The organism is Mammaliicoccus vitulinus (assembly GCF_029024305.1).
GTDB lineage: Bacteria > Bacillota > Bacilli > Staphylococcales > Staphylococcaceae > Mammaliicoccus > Mammaliicoccus vitulinus.
Window position 1 is genome coordinate 1,382,951 of sequence record NZ_CP118974.1, and the last position, 16,139, is coordinate 1,399,089.

A 16,139-nucleotide genomic window follows, 5' to 3' on the forward strand; every position below is an offset into this window, starting at 1 on the left:
TTTTCACTCCATCATCAATTATATATTAAACGCTTCACTTAAAGTTCGAACGGCAGTTTCACCTGAATCACGATCAACGACATAAGAAATACTAATTTCTGAAGTCGTTGTTTGATAAAAGCGTATGTCATGACTAATTAAAGTACGAAAAGCTTTTGAAGCTATTCCAGACATATCTCTCATACCAGTTCCGATTACAGAAAGTTTCGCGTAATTATCTTTCATTTTGTAACGCAGGTGAGGGTAATCCTCAGTTAAGCTTTCAATAATTTGTTCGATTTGTACAACTTCTGAGTCTTTAATCGTAAATGAAAGCTGTAATCCTTGTTGATTTTCAATTTGTGAAATCATATCAACATTCATTGATTGTTCTTCTAAAGCATCAAACAAATTTTGTAATAATGCGAAGTTTTGCATTGGATAAGTTAAAGTAACATGAATCATATGTTTATCTAATGCGACTCCTGTGACTGCTTTTTTCTCTAAAATCTCTGTTTGTGGCATAATCCATGTTCCTTTCACGTTCGATAATGTTCTACCAAGATAAAGAGGTGTATTGTAATTTTTAGCGATTTCAACACTTCTTGATTCTAATACACCTGCACCTAGAGCGCTCATTTCCATCATTTCTTCATAAGAAACTTCATTTAATAACTTCGCTTCTTTATAAATTCTAGGATCAGTACCATATACACCTTCGACATCTGTATAGATTTCACATGATGTATCGATGCTCGCTGCAATCGCAACTGCTGTTGTATCAGAACCACCACGACCTAAAGTGGTAATTTCTAAATGATCATTTACACCTTGAAATCCTGCAACAACGAGTATGTCATTCGTTTCAAAAGCTGTTTCAAATCGTAACGCATCAATTTCTGCGATTTTACTTTTCAAATGATGACCAACCGTTTTAATACCAGCTTGATAACCCGTCATTGCTTTCGTTTGAACACCTATATCATTTAATACCATAGAAAGATATGAAATAGTCTGTTGTTCTCCAGTTGTTAAAAGCATAGCTAAATGTTCATCTTTAGGTCGAGAGGTTAGTGCGCTAATATTCTCAAGTAAAGAATCTGTCGTTTTACCCATAGCGCTAACCACTACTACTAATTGTTCTCCATTATCAACGCGTGATTTCAACATATACGCGATGTTTTTAATCTTGTTAAAATCACCGACGGACGTACCGCCAAACTTTAATACACTTTGCTTCAAAATAATTCCTCCTATAAATCGGGAGGTCAACGCCGTAATATAAATAAAAAAACAAGCTCGGCATCCGAACTTGTTTTAATTTATATATACAAGTGATGCACTCCATTATTCCTAAGATAATGACAGACAACTAGCTCTTAACCTAAATGTCCAACATAATATTTCTGCAAAAATATAATGTTTCGGCATCGCACCCTTTCGCTCCTTAAAGATTGCAGTCTAATAGGGGAGTTACTAATGATTGATGCGCCTCATCAAAAACATATTCAATTGGTATGCATTCATTATACATAGAAAGAATATTGATGTAAAGAGAGAAAACAGATAAATTCAAAAGTTCTAACTATTTCAACAATTGTTGGAAAAACATGGATACTATGTAGATTCATTCATATTATCTTTTGACATAAAAAAAGCTTCAATCCAACTATAAGTGGATTGAAGCTTCTCTATATATCATATTAATTATAAAAGACCTGAATCTTTCAAGTATTCTTCATAAGTGATTTCTTTAGAAATAACACCGTCTTCTTTAATATCTATAACTCTATTTGCAATTGTGTTAATAAACTCGAAGTCAAATGATGTGAAAATTAAAGAACCTTTGAAATTCTTCAATCCATCATTTACTGCAGTAATACTTTCTAAGTCTAAGTGGTTAGTTGGCTCGTCTAATAATAATACGTTAGAGCTTGACAACATCATTTTACTTAACATACATCTTACTTTTTCTCCACCTGAAAGTACGTTTGCTTTTTTCTTAACTTCTTCACCACTAAATAACATACGTCCTAAGAATCCTCTTAAGAATGTTTCTGTTTGTTCTTCTGGTGGTGCATATTGTCTTAACCAATCAACTAAGTTCAAATTAACACCTTCAAAGAACTCTGAGTTATCTTTTGGTAAATAAGACTGACTTGTCGTAACGCCCCATTTAACTGTTCCTTCATCAGGTTCAAGTTCTCCAGCTAAAATACGTAGTAGGGTAGTTTTAGCAATTTCACTTTCTCCTATTAATACTGCTTTATCATTAGGATTCATCGTGAACGATACATTGCTTAATACTTTTTTACCGTCAATTGTTTTAGAAACACCTTGAACTTGTAATAATTCGTTACCAACATCTCTATCCATAGTGAAATTAACGTATGGGTAACGTCTTGATGATGGTTGAATATCATCAAGTTCAATTTTATCTAACATTTTCTTACGACTTGTTGCTTGTTTAGATTTAGAAGCGTTAGCGCTAAATCGAGCAATAAAGTCTTCTAATTCTTTAATACGTTCTTCTTTTTTCTTGTTTTGATCTTGAGCCATTTGAGAAACAAGTTGACTTGATTGATACCAGAAGTCGTAGTTCCCAACAAATAATTTAATTTTACCGTAATCTAAGTCAGCAATATGCGTACATACGTTGTTTAAAAAGTGTCTATCATGTGATACGACAATAACAGTATTCTCAAAATTAAATAAGAAATCTTCTAACCAAGCAATTGCCTTAATATCTAAACCGTTTGTAGGTTCATCTAGTAATAGAACATCTGGATCACCAAATAAACTTTGTGCAAGTAACACTTTAACTTTTTGATTGTTTTCTAACTCAGACATTTGTTTGTCATGCAACTCATCTTTAATACCTAAACCTGAAAGTAAAACAGATGCATCCGCTTCAGCGTTCCATCCATTCATTTCACCAAATTCACCTTCAAGCTCTGCTGCACGCATACCGTCTTCATCAGAGAAATCTGGTTTCATATAAATTTCATTCTTTTCAGTCATAACTTGCCATAATTTTTCATGACCTTTTAATACAACATCGATTACTTTTTCATCTTCATGTGAAAAGTGATCTTGTTTTAATACTGCTAGACGTTCATCTTTACCAAGTGAAACGTGGCCTGATTGAGAATCCAATTCCCCAGATAAGACTTTTAAGAACGTTGATTTTCCTGCGCCATTAGCGCCAATAAGTCCGTAACAGTTTCCTGGTATGAACTTAATACTTACATCTTCAAATAGCTTACGATCGCCAAATCGCAAACTTACATTAGTGACTTGTAACATTAAATGACTCCTTTTCATTAATACTTCTATCGATGAATTATATCATAAATCAAACAAAAAAGGGCAAGAGATTGAACAGTCGTTACACGAAGAAAAATACATGTTATAATGAATAAACGAAAAAGTTAAGAATGGAGAATGACATGACAAATGATACAGATACACTTGTAGGTCGCATAGACTTTTTAAAAGTGGATAGATTAGAAGGTTCAACATACCATTTACTTGGACCAAATAGTGAAAGAATTAAAATGAATGCTTCAGAAGTAGGCGAAGATGATCAGTTAGAAATAGGAGAAGATTATAGTTTCTTCGTATATCCAAGTCGATCAGGAGAATTATTCGCTACTCAAAACATGCCTTCAATAACAAAAGACCGTTATGATTGGGTAAAAGTATTAAGAGTAGACAGAGATGGCGCATCAGTAGATGTAGGATTACCAAGAGAAGTATCAATACCTTGGGAAGATTTACCAAAAGTAGAAGAATTGTGGCCACAAAATGGTGACATGATTTTCTGTACACTTAGAATAGATAGTCATAGTCAAATGTTTGCGAGGTTAGCAACTGAAACAATCGTTGACACAATGTTTAAAGTCGCAGAAGAATCAATATTACATCAACACGTTACAGCTAGACCTTATAGATTATTAAGAGTAGGTACTTTCTTATTATCTAAAGAAGGCTACAAAATATTTGTACACGAATCAGAACGTAGACATGAACCAAGACTTGGTGAAGAAATGGACGTTAGAATCATCGGCGTAAAAGAAAACGGTGAACTAAACGGATCATTCTTACCATTAGCTCATGAAAGATTAGACGAAGATGGCCAAGTTATATTCGATTTACTCGTAGAATATGATGGAGAACTGCCATTTTGGGATAAATCAAACCCTGAAGCTATAAAAGAAGTATTTAATATGAGTAAAGCTAGCTTTAAACGAGCAATCGGTAGATTATACAAACAAAAGCTCATTACAATAGAGACAGGTAAAATCACCATCACTCAAAAAGGCTGGTCTCAAGTTAAAAAAGAAGATTAATCAAGAATCAATAAAAGAGTTTGGAACATAAATCCCAACTTAAAATAAATCACCCAATCCATTGTAATCATTTTCGGATTGGGTGATTTTATATTTCTGATTTTGCAAAGTGCTGACGCCCGGGGGAATAGTATGAGCGAGAGACTACAGGCTCGAGCCATACCCCTAGGCAAGCATGCACTTTCAAAATCGTAAAAATATAAAATATTAAAAGCTCGCTTCTACTTTTCTTTATTTCAAATAATTTTATTAGGATAGGCTTCTAGTATATCTTCTGTCACTTCATCGTCTGATATTACAGCATCAACATCATCGGTATTATAGAAATTATATAAAGCTTGTACACCAAATTTCGTACTATCCGCTGTAATATATTTTAACTTGGCATGCTCAAGTATAATATGGATGCCTTTTCCTTCTTCTTCATTAGCAGTCGTCAGCTTCTGATCATATATACCACTTACACCTACAAATGCTTTTGCAACATGAAAGTCTTCCATCATTTTATTAGCAAAGTGTCCGATAAATGTGCCAGTTTTAGATCTAAATCTTCCACCAACAAGTAAAATATCTATATTTGATAAATCCTTATACTGTAAAAATATATCAAGTGAATTAGTAAAGATACTTAAATTCTTGTCTTTAATAAAATCATATATCAGTTCGTTTGTTGAGCCTGAACCAATAAAGATGATATCTTCATTATTTATTAAATCTCCACATTTTTTGGCAATTTTTAATTTATTGGACACATTGATAGTTTGTTTTTCTTTATGAGATTTCTCATTATATAAACGTTCTTCTTTCAATTTTGCGCCACCATGGATTCTATTTAACAAGCCTTCATTCTCTAATTCTTGTAAATCTCTTCGAATAGTCATTTCAGCAACACTCATTTTTTCAGAAAGGGCAGACACTTTAACCGATAGCTCGCGGTTTAGTTCATCCATAATGAATCTATGCCTATCAACTTTTAGTTTCACGATTCGTCCTCCTAGTCATAACACTTTTTATAAGTTCGAATTTGTTTGCTTATATTGTAGCACACATGTTTATATAGTAAGCACAATATATAAAAAGGGTTTATCCATTTTATATAACGGATAAACCCTTTATTTGCTTCAATAAACATTAAATTTATTCGATTTCATCAGTTAATTGTTCAAGTTGATCGATTAAACTACCAATATAGGCGATTGTTTCTTTTAGAGGCTTATCAGTCGTGATATCGATGCCTGCTAATTCTGCAAGTTCAACTGGTGATTTTGAACCACCAGATTTCAAGACATTTAACCAATCTTCAACTGCAGGTTGGCCTTCTTTTTCAATTCTTTGGCTCATCGCTGTACCAATCGTCAGTCCTGCAGAATATGTGTAAGGGTATAAGCCCATATAGTAGTGTGGTTGGCGCATCCAAGTTAATTCAGCACCTTCAGTGATTTCAACATCGTCTCCCCAAAAGTCAGAAATCACTTGTTTCTTAATTTCATTGAGAAGTGGGGCAGTTAAAGCTTCACCATTATCGACACGTCTATATACTTCTCTTTGGTATTTAGCTTCTAGTAAATGCGTTACCATATTATGATAATATGTTCTAGAAATAATAGAACTGATTACCCAGCGCTTAAATTTAGGATCATCTGATTTTTTCAACAAGCTATTGGCCATCAGCATTTCATTCATTGTAGATGGCGCTTCTACAAAGTACATTGAGCAATCAGCTTCATAGACATTTTGATGAGCATTTGCTAAATTAAAATGTCCTGCATGTCCTAATTCATGAGCCAATACAAATACTTCTGTCATTTTACTTGTCCATGAAATAAAAATAAATGGATTGACGCCATATGGACTAGCACAATAAGCACCTGTTTGTTTCCCTTTATTTTGAGGGAAATCTATCCAGCGTTTATCATAGCTGTCATTCACCATTTCCATATAGTCTTCTCCAAGAACACTCAAAGCATCCTTAATATACGCTTTAGAACCTTCAATAGAAACATCTGGTTCGTACGTAGGGTCTAAAGGTATACGTAAGTCTTCAAATTTCAACGTATCCAATTGATTAGTACGCTTTAGTAATTGCGCATATCTTCGCATGTGTGGTGCTAATTCTTCAGAAATAACATCAATTTGTCGATCATACATTTCTCTCGTTACATCTTGAGGCTCTAATAAGAAATCTATTACAGAATCATAACCACGTAATTCAGATTCTATTTTTTCCTTTTGAACATGCGCATTGTATGTTGCTGCAGTCGTGTTTTCATAACGACGTAATGCTTCATTAAATTTCTTGAAAGCATTTCTTCTCACTTCAGTGTTTGAATCAACTTCATAATCACCTTCAAATGACACATAATCTAAAGGAATTTCCTCTCCATTAGCTTCAAAAGTGCCGAATTCAATATCTAACATTTTAGTAATACCATACATTTCATACGGTGCACCAAAAGTAGGTGAGAACGTAGCTAGCGTTTTTTCAACTTCTGGATGTAAAGTATGCGCTTTTTGACGTTTTAGTAATGATAAATATTTAGGATATTCAGATTGCTTAATTAAAGCATTAAACGCTTCTTCATCCAACTGTAAAATTTCTGATTCAACAAATGATAGAAGGCCAGCTACTTTTCCATAAGTAGTTGAAAATTGTGCCGCTACTTTTTGGCTCTTATCATCAGAAGTGTCTGTAGAATATAATAATTCCGCATATGTACTTAAATGTATAATGCTTACAATAATGTCAGCTTGATCTTTTAAAGCTGATTCTATAGTTGAGATTTCATTTAATTGGTTCACATATTTTTCATTAAAAGCCGTTACAGTGCTAACTAAATCTTTTAATGAACTATAAAACGCATCATTATTATGATATAAGCTTGAAAGATCCCACGTTTCCTGAGTAGGAACTTCATTTCTTAATACTTGTCCCATCATATCACCCTTTTTAATTATTTATTCAAAATATTTAACTTATATAATTTATTATACATATAATTAAGTGTCTCGTCATATTATTGAGAAGCTATCATCTAATGGTGTTCGCTGAATATATACAAACCATTTTCTAAATAATATAAATACATTTACTATTAAATTTATAATTAAACTAAAAGAAACAGGGTATAGATATAGACAACTAGAATGAAGGAGGCGAACATCTTGAACATATTCGATTTTCCAAATTATTTATGGATTTCTTTCGTAATAGTCATTATTTTTTCTGTTTTATCTTCATTAATACTTAAAAAACACGTAATTAGTGCAATTTTGACATTTATCGTATTAGGTATGATCGCATTTATATTGCCTAATTTTTATGATATTACATATGAACCATTATTAGGATACGCTGCTTTTATGGCTATCATTAGTCTGATCGTATGCTTATTTACATGGTATTTAATGAGAAAGAATCAAAGAAGAAAAGCTGCAAAACATACTCAAAATGAAGACATTGAAGATGGACGCCAATTTAATGAACTCAAAAGACGTGATAAATAAAATACAAATCAAAAGAAGCCTTAAGATTTCAAAAATCTTAAGGCTTCTTAATGTATGGTTTCATTCAGTTTATGCGAAACACTTATTTAAAATGAATAGGTGTTGTAATGGCATATAATGCTTCATTGATTAATTTTGATTGATTGGCACTTAAATCAGAATTCTTCAATGTACCTTCACGTTCATAATTACATCTTTCAATTGTTTGTATACTTTTACTGTTTTTAACGTCAATATATGCTTCAATCCTTGCAAATTGATGTGTTTCAATTAAATAGCGTGTAACAAATTGAATTGCTTCAGTCATATAGCCTTTACCTTGAGCTGACACGACCGTCCAATATCCAATTTCACAAGAAGGTATTCTTAAGTCTATATCTTGCAACACTATTGAACCAACGAATGTTTTAGTTTCTTTATCAAAAAGAAAATATCTTAAAATTTGCTTGTTATAGTTCATATCTGTTGTTTTATTGATAAAATCTATCGCTTTAAATTCATCGAAATTATAATTGAAAAATGAAACCCATTCTTTTAATGTACCAGCAGAATGGAGTAATTCATCTTTAATCGTTTTTTTATATGCTAATACTTGTTCTCCAGCCATAAGTATTAAGCGAGATGTTTCTAAAGTTAAGTCATATTGAGGTTCTCTGTTCATGTTAAAACTCCTGTCTTTCTATTATTCTATATATACTATACCACTTATTAATCTGACATGATTTCAAAAATAAAAAATTATATTTGTTGTTGACTCTTACGTTGCGTTAGACTTTATAGTGAATAAATGAGGAGGTTAAGTAAATGGAAATGACTGTTAAAGAACTAGCCAAAATAGTAGGTATAAGTGTGCGCACACTTCATCATTATGATGACATTAATTTGTTAAATCCATCTAACATTTCAGAATCTGGCTATAGACTTTACTCTGAAGACAATTTAGATAGACTTCAACAAATCTTATTTTTCAAAGAGCTTGATTTTCCTCTAAAAAAGATAAAAGAAATTCTCGACGATTCATCGTTTGATAAACAAGAAGCATTGAATATGCATAAGAAACTGTTAATGAATAAAAGAAAACGCATTGATCAAATGATACAAACGATAGATCAAACAACGAGACATATGAAAGGAGAAATAAACATGACTAAAGAAGAAAAATTTATAGGATTCGATTTCAATAAAAATGAATATGAAGCTGAAGCACGTGAAAAGTGGGGCGGTAAGACAGTGGATCATGCGAATAAGCGTATCTATAATTTATCTGAAACAGAAAAGAAATCAAAGGAAGAAGAAATGAATGAAATCTTTAGAGCATTTGCTGAATATCGAGAAACATCACCAGAATCTGAAGCTGCACAATCAATCGTACAAAGATGGTATGACTATTTAAACGCTAATATAGATTATGAATATACGTTAGAAGTCTTTGATGGAATTGGAGAAATGTATGTTGCTGATGAAAGATTCGCTAAAAATATAGATAAATTCGGTAAAGGAACTTCACAATTTGCTAGCGAAGCAATTAAAGCTTATGTTAGTAAACATTCATAACAAGAGATAAAGCACAACGAACAAATCGTATTAATTACGATTTGTTCGTTGTTTAATTTTATTCATATATATGATAAGCTATCATAATCTAAAATTCAGATTTAATGAAATGATCTTATGTATTTAGATATTGCATAACTACCGTATATGATATATAAGCTCAATTAATGCTTGATAATTAGCAGGAAAACAATTAATGCTTGTATTAAACTTCATATGGACGTATATATGTTAGTAAAATGGACAAAACTTATAAAACAATTAAATCATTTATAATTGAATGTAAAATCAATAATTCATATATCAGCTAATTTAATGCCGCATTTTAAGTAGCATAATCAATAATTGATTGATTATGCGTATATAACTCAATAACAACGCATCAAAACACATTAATCGTAACGCATGGAAACATCATGACATTATTATTAAATCATTTTGATAAACAGTTTGGTTTTGATGAATGTAAAAACTTAAACAATCCAGATTTATACGTTATAGATAATGAACAACAAATTAAACGTATAACATTAGAATAGGTGTCCCCTAAAGACAATATACTTAACTTCCTATAATATATATTATGTAAACTAATTATGAAATTTAAAATGATATGTTCATTTATACGCACTTTAATCATTTAATTATGTCATTACATTAACTCTACGATTATGACCATACTTATATAGTCTTAGACAATCTCATTCATCATAGAAACTCTTTACTATCATTCACCTATAGTAAAGAGTTTTGTATTACTATGTTACATACGCATATAAATTTATTAAAGCATTTATTTAAACTTTTTTAGCTTCTGAGCGATAAATGATATTTCTCATTATTATAAACACCATACTGATGATCAATGCGATTACACCAACAAATAGAATTTCTTGTGTGCCTAAACTTGTAATGATTATGCCAGATATTGATGTTCCTATGGTTGTACCTAAGTTAACTGATGTTAAAAACAATCCATTGGCGAAATCTGGTGCTTGTGGTGCTGCTGACATGATCCAATATTGATTGATATTTGCGCCTATTCCGGCTAATATACCCCAAAACAGAATGATTATTGCAGTTGGTATTGTCATTTCTGCTAATGGATAAAATATTAAATAAAGTGCGATTTATATTGTATCAAAAATAAAATTTGACATAGAATCAACTACTGAATAAACTTTCATTTATATTATAAAATATTTTGTTAATATTCGGTATTTTTTTAGCGCTGACTCCTGCGGGAAAAGCATGATTCGAAGACTACAGGCTGAGAACATGCCGCGGAAAGCATGCGCATAAAAAAATACCGACAAAGTTTAAGACTTTGTCAGCACTCTAAAGCTGAAATATTCATTTCAGCTTTTTATCTATCTATTTCTTAATTTTTGATCTTACTTTTTGTAATGTATTGTATAAGAAGTACTTTTTCTTATTGATTGGTTTATAGAAGTCACCAATTAATTCTTCTATTTGTACATCAAATCCTCGTTTAAATCGATATACACCATAGTCTTCACTATTTTCTGTGAAGTCTCCAGATAATCCGTAGAAGTTATATCTTTCAAAACCATTTTCGAAACAGTAGTTAATCATATGCCAATGCATCATATATGGTCCCATATAGTGATTATATTTTTCACTAGATCCACCTGAGAAGTAATTAATTTCATATGCATTCTCAAAGAATACACCTGCTGCTAAGTTTAATACTTCACCGTCAGTTTTAATCAGTTCACTTGTTTCTAGTAATTCTTTTTGTGCATGATCAATTTGTCTATCTGTCTCAGCTATTTTTTTAAGTTGTTTTTCTGATTTATTTTCTTTTGCCATCATTTGATCGCGTCTTGTTTCTAAGTCATTTAAGCTTTCTTGTGTTGTCTTAATATATTCGTTTAAATCGATATATGCTAAAGGTACAAGTGCTTTAGAACCATATGTATCGATAAAGTTTAAGAAGTATTCATCTGTTTTTGAAATGAATCCTGCTCTTTCTTCTGTTTCTCTATACAGTTTAAAGAATATATCTAGTTCATCTCTTTCAAGGAAACGCACTTTAACGCCGTAATTATGCGCTTTATTAACATTACGTTTACGTTGACTATCAAAGCCTTTTTTAACTTCAGCTAACGTTTTATCTTTTAAGTTTAATACGCCCATCCATCTTACTTGGCTTGATGGATCGTATTTTGTTGTAAAGCCGTGATGATTATACCCTAATGACTTAATAAGGTTGATAATTTCATCGTTGGCACCGTCTTCTTTAATTTGTTTAATATCTTTATCATAAATGTTGTAAATCCAATATGGGTCTACTTTAACGTATAAACATTGATGTTGTTTTAAATATTTTTCAAGTGCTTTAAAATAATATTCTACTAAATCTAGATTACTATAATCCATTACCGGACCACGATTTGAATAATATACATAACTACCTAATGTTGGTATTTTTGAGAATAAACTTGCTGCTACTACTTGATTATTTTCATCTTTAATACCTAATAATACAACTTGAAAACCATCATTTTCCCTAGTCTTGATGTTTTCTTTCACTTGAAAGTAGTGACTTTCGTATTGACTATCAGATACGAAATCATCATATTCAGTAACCGTTAATTCTGTAAATTTCATATTATCTAAATTCCTCTCTTACTGAAAATCATTTATTTTTTTAAAACTTTTTTTATCGTTGTATATGCTTTGTACGCTGGTTTATTAATTGGTTTAACAAAATCTCCAATATATTCATAAACATCTGCGTTATAACCTTTTTTAAATTTAATAACACCTACATCTGGCGCATCTTCAGAAAAGTCACCGCTAATACCATAGAAATTGTAACGATCAATATTATTTTCTAAAGCATACTTAATCATTTCCCATTGAATAGCATAACTACCTGCAAAATGACGATATTCATTAGAAGATCCACCTGCATAATATACAACTTCAAATGGATTTATAATGAAGAAACCTGCAGCTATTGGTAACGTATCACCATGCTCTTTTCTTAATTGTAGCGCTTCTTCAAGCTTAGTTTCATTTGCTTCTCTTTGTTGTTTCAGATTGTCGATTTTATTAATTGTCTTTTGGTTATCAGGTTTCTTTTCTAAATCTTTTTCTGCTTTAGCAATATCTTTGTTATATAGTTCGTGGTCTTTTTCCAGTTGAGGAATATAAGTTTCAAAGTCTATATATGCTAAAGGTATTTTAACATTTTCAAAATACTTTATTCTATTATAGTAGAAGTCGTCTCCACGATCATGGAAATCTTTTTTCTCAGTTGTATCTTCCATAAATTGACGGAAAATAGGCATTTCATCTTCTGATAAGAAACGTACTTTAACCCCATTTTTTTGAACTTTTTTAGTATTACGCTTTCTTAAACTGTCCATATTTTTAATGAGTGTCTTTTCATCCATGCCTTCTAAATCAAGTACTGAATGCCATCTAATTTGATGAATTGGGTGGAAACCAGTTGTGAAACCTTGATGTTCATAACCTAACGATTCGAATTGATCAATTAAACCATCACGATTAAATGATTGTTTAATATTACCGTCGTGGTCTCTTAGTTGATATGGCAAGTAAGGATCCATTCTAAAGAACAAACCATTATAACCTTTTAAGTATGTAACAATTTCTTTGAAGAAAAAGTCTACCAGGTCTTTACGATCATAATCCATTACTGGTCCTCTATTCGAGTAAAAGTAATTAAATTTTTTCATAACTGGAACACTTGTTAATAGACATGCAGCTTGTACTTCACCTTGCTCATCTTTAACACCTACTAAATGCGTCGAAGTACCTTCTGATGTTTTTAATTCATAATTCCCTACAGTTTGTGTGAAATGCGTATATGGCATCTTATTAGTAAAAGCTTCAAATTCACCTGTCGTTAAATTTGTAAATTTCATTTATACAATACTCCCAATCTCATATTTATGTATTTGCTACAATTATACAATATTTTATCTCTATTCGAAAACAATACTCATTACTATACCATTATTTCATAAAGAAAAACCTACCAAATGGTAGGTTTTTCTCTTAATTGCATATTATTTTATGACATTAACAAATTTTTCAGCAACTTCTTGACTCGAATTAGGATTTTGACCCGTTACGAATTTCCCATCAGTCACTGTATGAGATTCAAAGTCAGCACCTTTCACAAATCTAGCACCTTGTTGCTCTAATTGTGTTTGAAGTAAGAATGGTACATCTTCTTCAAGATCCATTGCTTTTTCTTCACTATCTGTAAATGCTGTTAATTTAACGTCTTTAACTAAATAATTTCCATCAGGAAGTTTTGCGCCTACAAACGCACTAGGACCATGGCAAACAGCACCAATTACTTTATCATTATTTCTATAATAAGCTAACATATCTTCTAAGTCTGCGTTATTTGGAAAATCAAACACCGTACCATGTCCACCTGGTAAAAAGATGCCTTCATAATTTTCAAATACGATATCTCTAATACTGTATGTTTGTTGTAATTTTTCTAACACATCATGGTATTCTTTAGTTTCATCATTTTGAGTTGAATTAGGATCAATCGGTACACTACCACCTGTAACAGATGCAAAGTCTACTTCTAATCCATTTTTAATGAATACTTTGTAAGGAATTGCTGCTTCTTCTAGCCATAACCCAGTCGGTTTACCATCTTTAAATTGAGATGCATTTGTAACAACTATGAGAACTTTTTTGCTCATTAGAAACACTCCTTTTCTTTTGTTAATGTCGATTATACATGATGTGCGTGTCTTTTTCTTCCGAGAAGGTTTATACTTCGTTAATCTTCATCTAGTGCTGTTCTAATGGATTTTAAATAATCTACAGTTTGTTCGGTGGCATCATTCTCTAATCGTTTGACAATTTCACTACCGATGACGACACCATCACTAAATGATTTGATTTCTTGAGCATTTTCCACTGTTTTAATACCGAAACCACAAACGACTGGCACATTTGCATGTTGTTGAATGAATTGTATTTTATCTTTTAAGCCTTCATGGAAACCTCTTCCGTCACCAGTAGTGGCATTCATCGTAACTGTATAAATAAAACCTTCAGCATGCTCTGCAATTTTTTTAATTCTTTCATCACTAGAAGTCATAGCGATTAATGAAATTAATTTAATACCTTTAGGCTTTAACTTCTCTTTAAAACGTTCACCTAATTCAAAAGGTAAATCAGGAATAATTAATCCATAAACATTTGCTTCAGCAATTCTTTCTATGAATTGTTCAACACCGTATGAATCAACCAAATTGTAGTATGTCATAAATAAATAAGGTGTGTTGATATCGTTTTTATGTTGAATCAATTGATCTATAATTTTATTGACTGACATACCTTGTTTAATAGCTTCTTGTCCTGCTTTCATAATTGTTGGACCATCGGCGACAGGATCAGAGAATGGCAAACCAATTTCAATATAATCTGCGCCATGTTCATCCATTAACTTCACAGATTTTATAAAATCTTTATTCCCCATTATATAAGGTATAAAAAGTTTATTCATGTTCATTCCCCTCCTCACCTTGCATATATTTTCTTATTGTTTCCATATCTTTATCTCCTCTTCCAGAGACTGTCACAACTATAATTTCGTCTTTACCCATAGTCGGGGCTAATTTCTCAACATAACTTAATGCATGTGCACTTTCAATTGCAGGTATAATGCCTTCTAATTGTGTGAATTTAATGAGGGCATCCATTGCTTCTTTATCACTTGCGTTTGGATACTCTACTCTACCTATTTGATTGTAATAACTATGTTCTGGTCCGACACCAGGATAATCTAACCCAGCTGAAATAGAATGCGCAAGTTCAATTTGACCATTATCATCTTGAATTAAATACATTCTAGAACCGTGCAACACACCAGGTTTCCCTTTATTTATTGCAAGTGCATGTTTCGATGTATCTACACCTTCACCAGCAGCTTCTACACCGTATAATTTAACAGTTTCATCATTAACAAATGGATAGAACGTTCCAATAGCATTAGAACCCCCTCCGATACAAGCAACAATAGCGTCTGGTAAACGAGATTCTTTTTCTAAAATTTGTTGTTTAATTTCTTTTCCGATAACGCTTTGTAAGTCTCTAACGATTGTAGGGAACGGATGTGGTCCAAGTGCAGAACCTAGTAAGTAATGTGTATCTTCTACATTTGATACCCAATATTGTAATGCTTTATTTACGGCATCAGACAGTGTTCCTTGTCCATCTGTTACAGGAACAACTTTAGCACCTAACAATTCCATTCTAAATACATTTAAAGCTTGTCGTTCAATATCTTCCTCGCCCATAAATACAATCAATTCCATATCAAATAGCGCAGCAATAGTTGCACTCGCCACACCATGTTGACCAGCACCTGTCTCTGCAACAAGTTTGCGTTTACCCATTTTTTGAGCAATGAGCGCTTGTCCTAATGCATTGTTTATCTTATGTGCGCCAGTATGATTTAAATCTTCACGTTTTAAATAAATTTTAGCGCCACCCAGTTCTTCAGTATAACGTTTAGCATATGTTAATGGTGTTTCTCTACCTACATAGTCTTTTAAATAACCATTTAACGTTTTATGAAATTCTGGATCATCTTTTAATGTTTGATATGTGTCATTGAGTTCTTGTACAGCAGGCATTAATGTTTCTGGTACATATTGTCCACCGAATTCACCGAAGAAACCTAAATCATCTGCTTCTAATTGTATATTCTTATTCACA

The 16,139-nt window shown here is 31.9% G+C and carries 15 protein-coding genes and 1 riboswitch; of the genes, 4 read left to right on the forward strand and 11 right to left on the reverse strand.

What is annotated here, in order from left to right; genetic code table 11:
* Window positions 1-18 precede the first annotated feature (18 nt).
* Window positions 19-1,221, reverse strand: a complete 1,203-nt coding sequence (locus PYW35_RS07000; RefSeq protein ID WP_103322317.1) for an aspartate kinase — start codon at window positions 1,219-1,221, stop codon at window positions 19-21.
* 87 nt (window positions 1,222-1,308) lie between these two features.
* Window positions 1,309-1,484: riboswitch (Lysine riboswitch) on the reverse strand.
* Between the two features lie 202 nt (window positions 1,485-1,686).
* Window positions 1,687-3,285: an ABC-F family ATP-binding cassette domain-containing protein gene (locus PYW35_RS07005; protein ID WP_016911456.1), complete on the reverse strand. Its 1,599-nt coding sequence runs from the start codon at window positions 3,283-3,285 to the stop codon at window positions 1,687-1,689.
* A 143-nt stretch (window positions 3,286-3,428) separates the two neighbouring features.
* Here PYW35_RS07005 and PYW35_RS07010 point away from each other — a divergent pair, with 143 nt between their 5' ends.
* Window positions 3,429-4,331 carry a CvfB family protein gene (locus PYW35_RS07010; protein ID WP_103322318.1) on the forward strand — a complete coding sequence of 301 codons (903 nt, stop codon included), beginning with the start codon at window positions 3,429-3,431 and terminating at the stop codon, window positions 4,329-4,331.
* A gap of 236 nt (window positions 4,332-4,567) precedes the next feature.
* Here the strand turns inward: PYW35_RS07010 and PYW35_RS07015 are convergent, their stop codons facing one another.
* A complete protein-coding gene (locus PYW35_RS07015; RefSeq protein WP_197932457.1) occupies window positions 4,568-5,314 on the reverse strand; it encodes a DeoR/GlpR family DNA-binding transcription regulator in 747 nt (248 codons plus the stop codon).
* 154 nt (window positions 5,315-5,468) lie between these two features.
* Window positions 5,469-7,265, reverse strand: coding sequence for an oligoendopeptidase F (pepF, locus tag PYW35_RS07020; protein WP_103322319.1), 1,797 nt, complete (start codon window positions 7,263-7,265; stop codon window positions 5,469-5,471).
* 228 nt (window positions 7,266-7,493) lie between these two features.
* Between pepF and PYW35_RS07025 the strand changes: the two genes are divergently transcribed.
* Complete coding sequence (locus PYW35_RS07025; protein ID WP_016911460.1) at window positions 7,494-7,835, forward strand: hypothetical protein; 342 nt, start codon at window positions 7,494-7,496, stop codon at window positions 7,833-7,835.
* Window positions 7,836-7,917: 82 nt separating this feature from the next.
* On the opposite strand, the gene PYW35_RS07030 is transcribed toward PYW35_RS07025, so the two are convergent.
* Window positions 7,918-8,496, reverse strand: coding sequence for a GNAT family N-acetyltransferase (locus tag PYW35_RS07030; protein ID WP_016911461.1), 579 nt, complete (start codon window positions 8,494-8,496; stop codon window positions 7,918-7,920).
* A 143-nt stretch (window positions 8,497-8,639) separates the two neighbouring features.
* Here PYW35_RS07030 and PYW35_RS07035 point away from each other — a divergent pair, with 143 nt between their 5' ends.
* Window positions 8,640-9,389, forward strand: a complete 750-nt coding sequence (locus PYW35_RS07035; RefSeq protein WP_103323278.1) for a MerR family transcriptional regulator — start codon at window positions 8,640-8,642, stop codon at window positions 9,387-9,389.
* Window positions 9,390-9,805: 416 nt separating this feature from the next.
* Window positions 9,806-9,928, forward strand: coding sequence for a hypothetical protein (locus PYW35_RS07040; protein ID WP_267910607.1), 123 nt, complete (start codon window positions 9,806-9,808; stop codon window positions 9,926-9,928).
* A 258-nt stretch (window positions 9,929-10,186) separates the two neighbouring features.
* Here the strand turns inward: PYW35_RS07040 and PYW35_RS07045 are convergent, their stop codons facing one another.
* The 6 genes from PYW35_RS07045 to trpB all read right to left on the reverse strand — a co-directional run bounded on the left by PYW35_RS07045 (window position 10,187) and on the right by trpB (window position 16,138).
* A complete protein-coding gene (locus PYW35_RS07045; protein WP_204107816.1) occupies window positions 10,187-10,483 on the reverse strand; it encodes an MFS transporter in 297 nt (98 codons plus the stop codon).
* Between the two features lie 280 nt (window positions 10,484-10,763).
* Window positions 10,764-12,023, reverse strand: coding sequence for an aminoacyltransferase (locus PYW35_RS07050; protein ID WP_016911466.1), 1,260 nt, complete (start codon window positions 12,021-12,023; stop codon window positions 10,764-10,766).
* 32 nt (window positions 12,024-12,055) lie between these two features.
* Window positions 12,056-13,309 carry an aminoacyltransferase gene (locus PYW35_RS07055; RefSeq protein ID WP_103323279.1) on the reverse strand — a complete coding sequence of 418 codons (1,254 nt, stop codon included), beginning with the start codon at window positions 13,307-13,309 and terminating at the stop codon, window positions 12,056-12,058.
* A gap of 144 nt (window positions 13,310-13,453) precedes the next feature.
* Complete coding sequence (locus tag PYW35_RS07060; protein WP_016911468.1) at window positions 13,454-14,113, reverse strand: type 1 glutamine amidotransferase domain-containing protein; 660 nt, start codon at window positions 14,111-14,113, stop codon at window positions 13,454-13,456.
* A gap of 80 nt (window positions 14,114-14,193) precedes the next feature.
* A complete protein-coding gene (gene trpA, locus PYW35_RS07065) occupies window positions 14,194-14,925 on the reverse strand; it encodes a tryptophan synthase subunit alpha (RefSeq protein WP_016911469.1) in 732 nt (243 codons plus the stop codon).
* The gene (trpB, locus tag PYW35_RS07070; RefSeq protein ID WP_103323280.1) at window positions 14,918-16,138 is read right to left on the reverse strand and encodes a tryptophan synthase subunit beta; all 1,221 of its coding nucleotides are present in this window, start codon (window positions 16,136-16,138) and stop codon (window positions 14,918-14,920) included. The genes trpA and trpB overlap by 8 nt, the downstream gene beginning before the upstream one ends.
* Between the last annotated feature and the right edge of the window lies 1 nt (window position 16,139).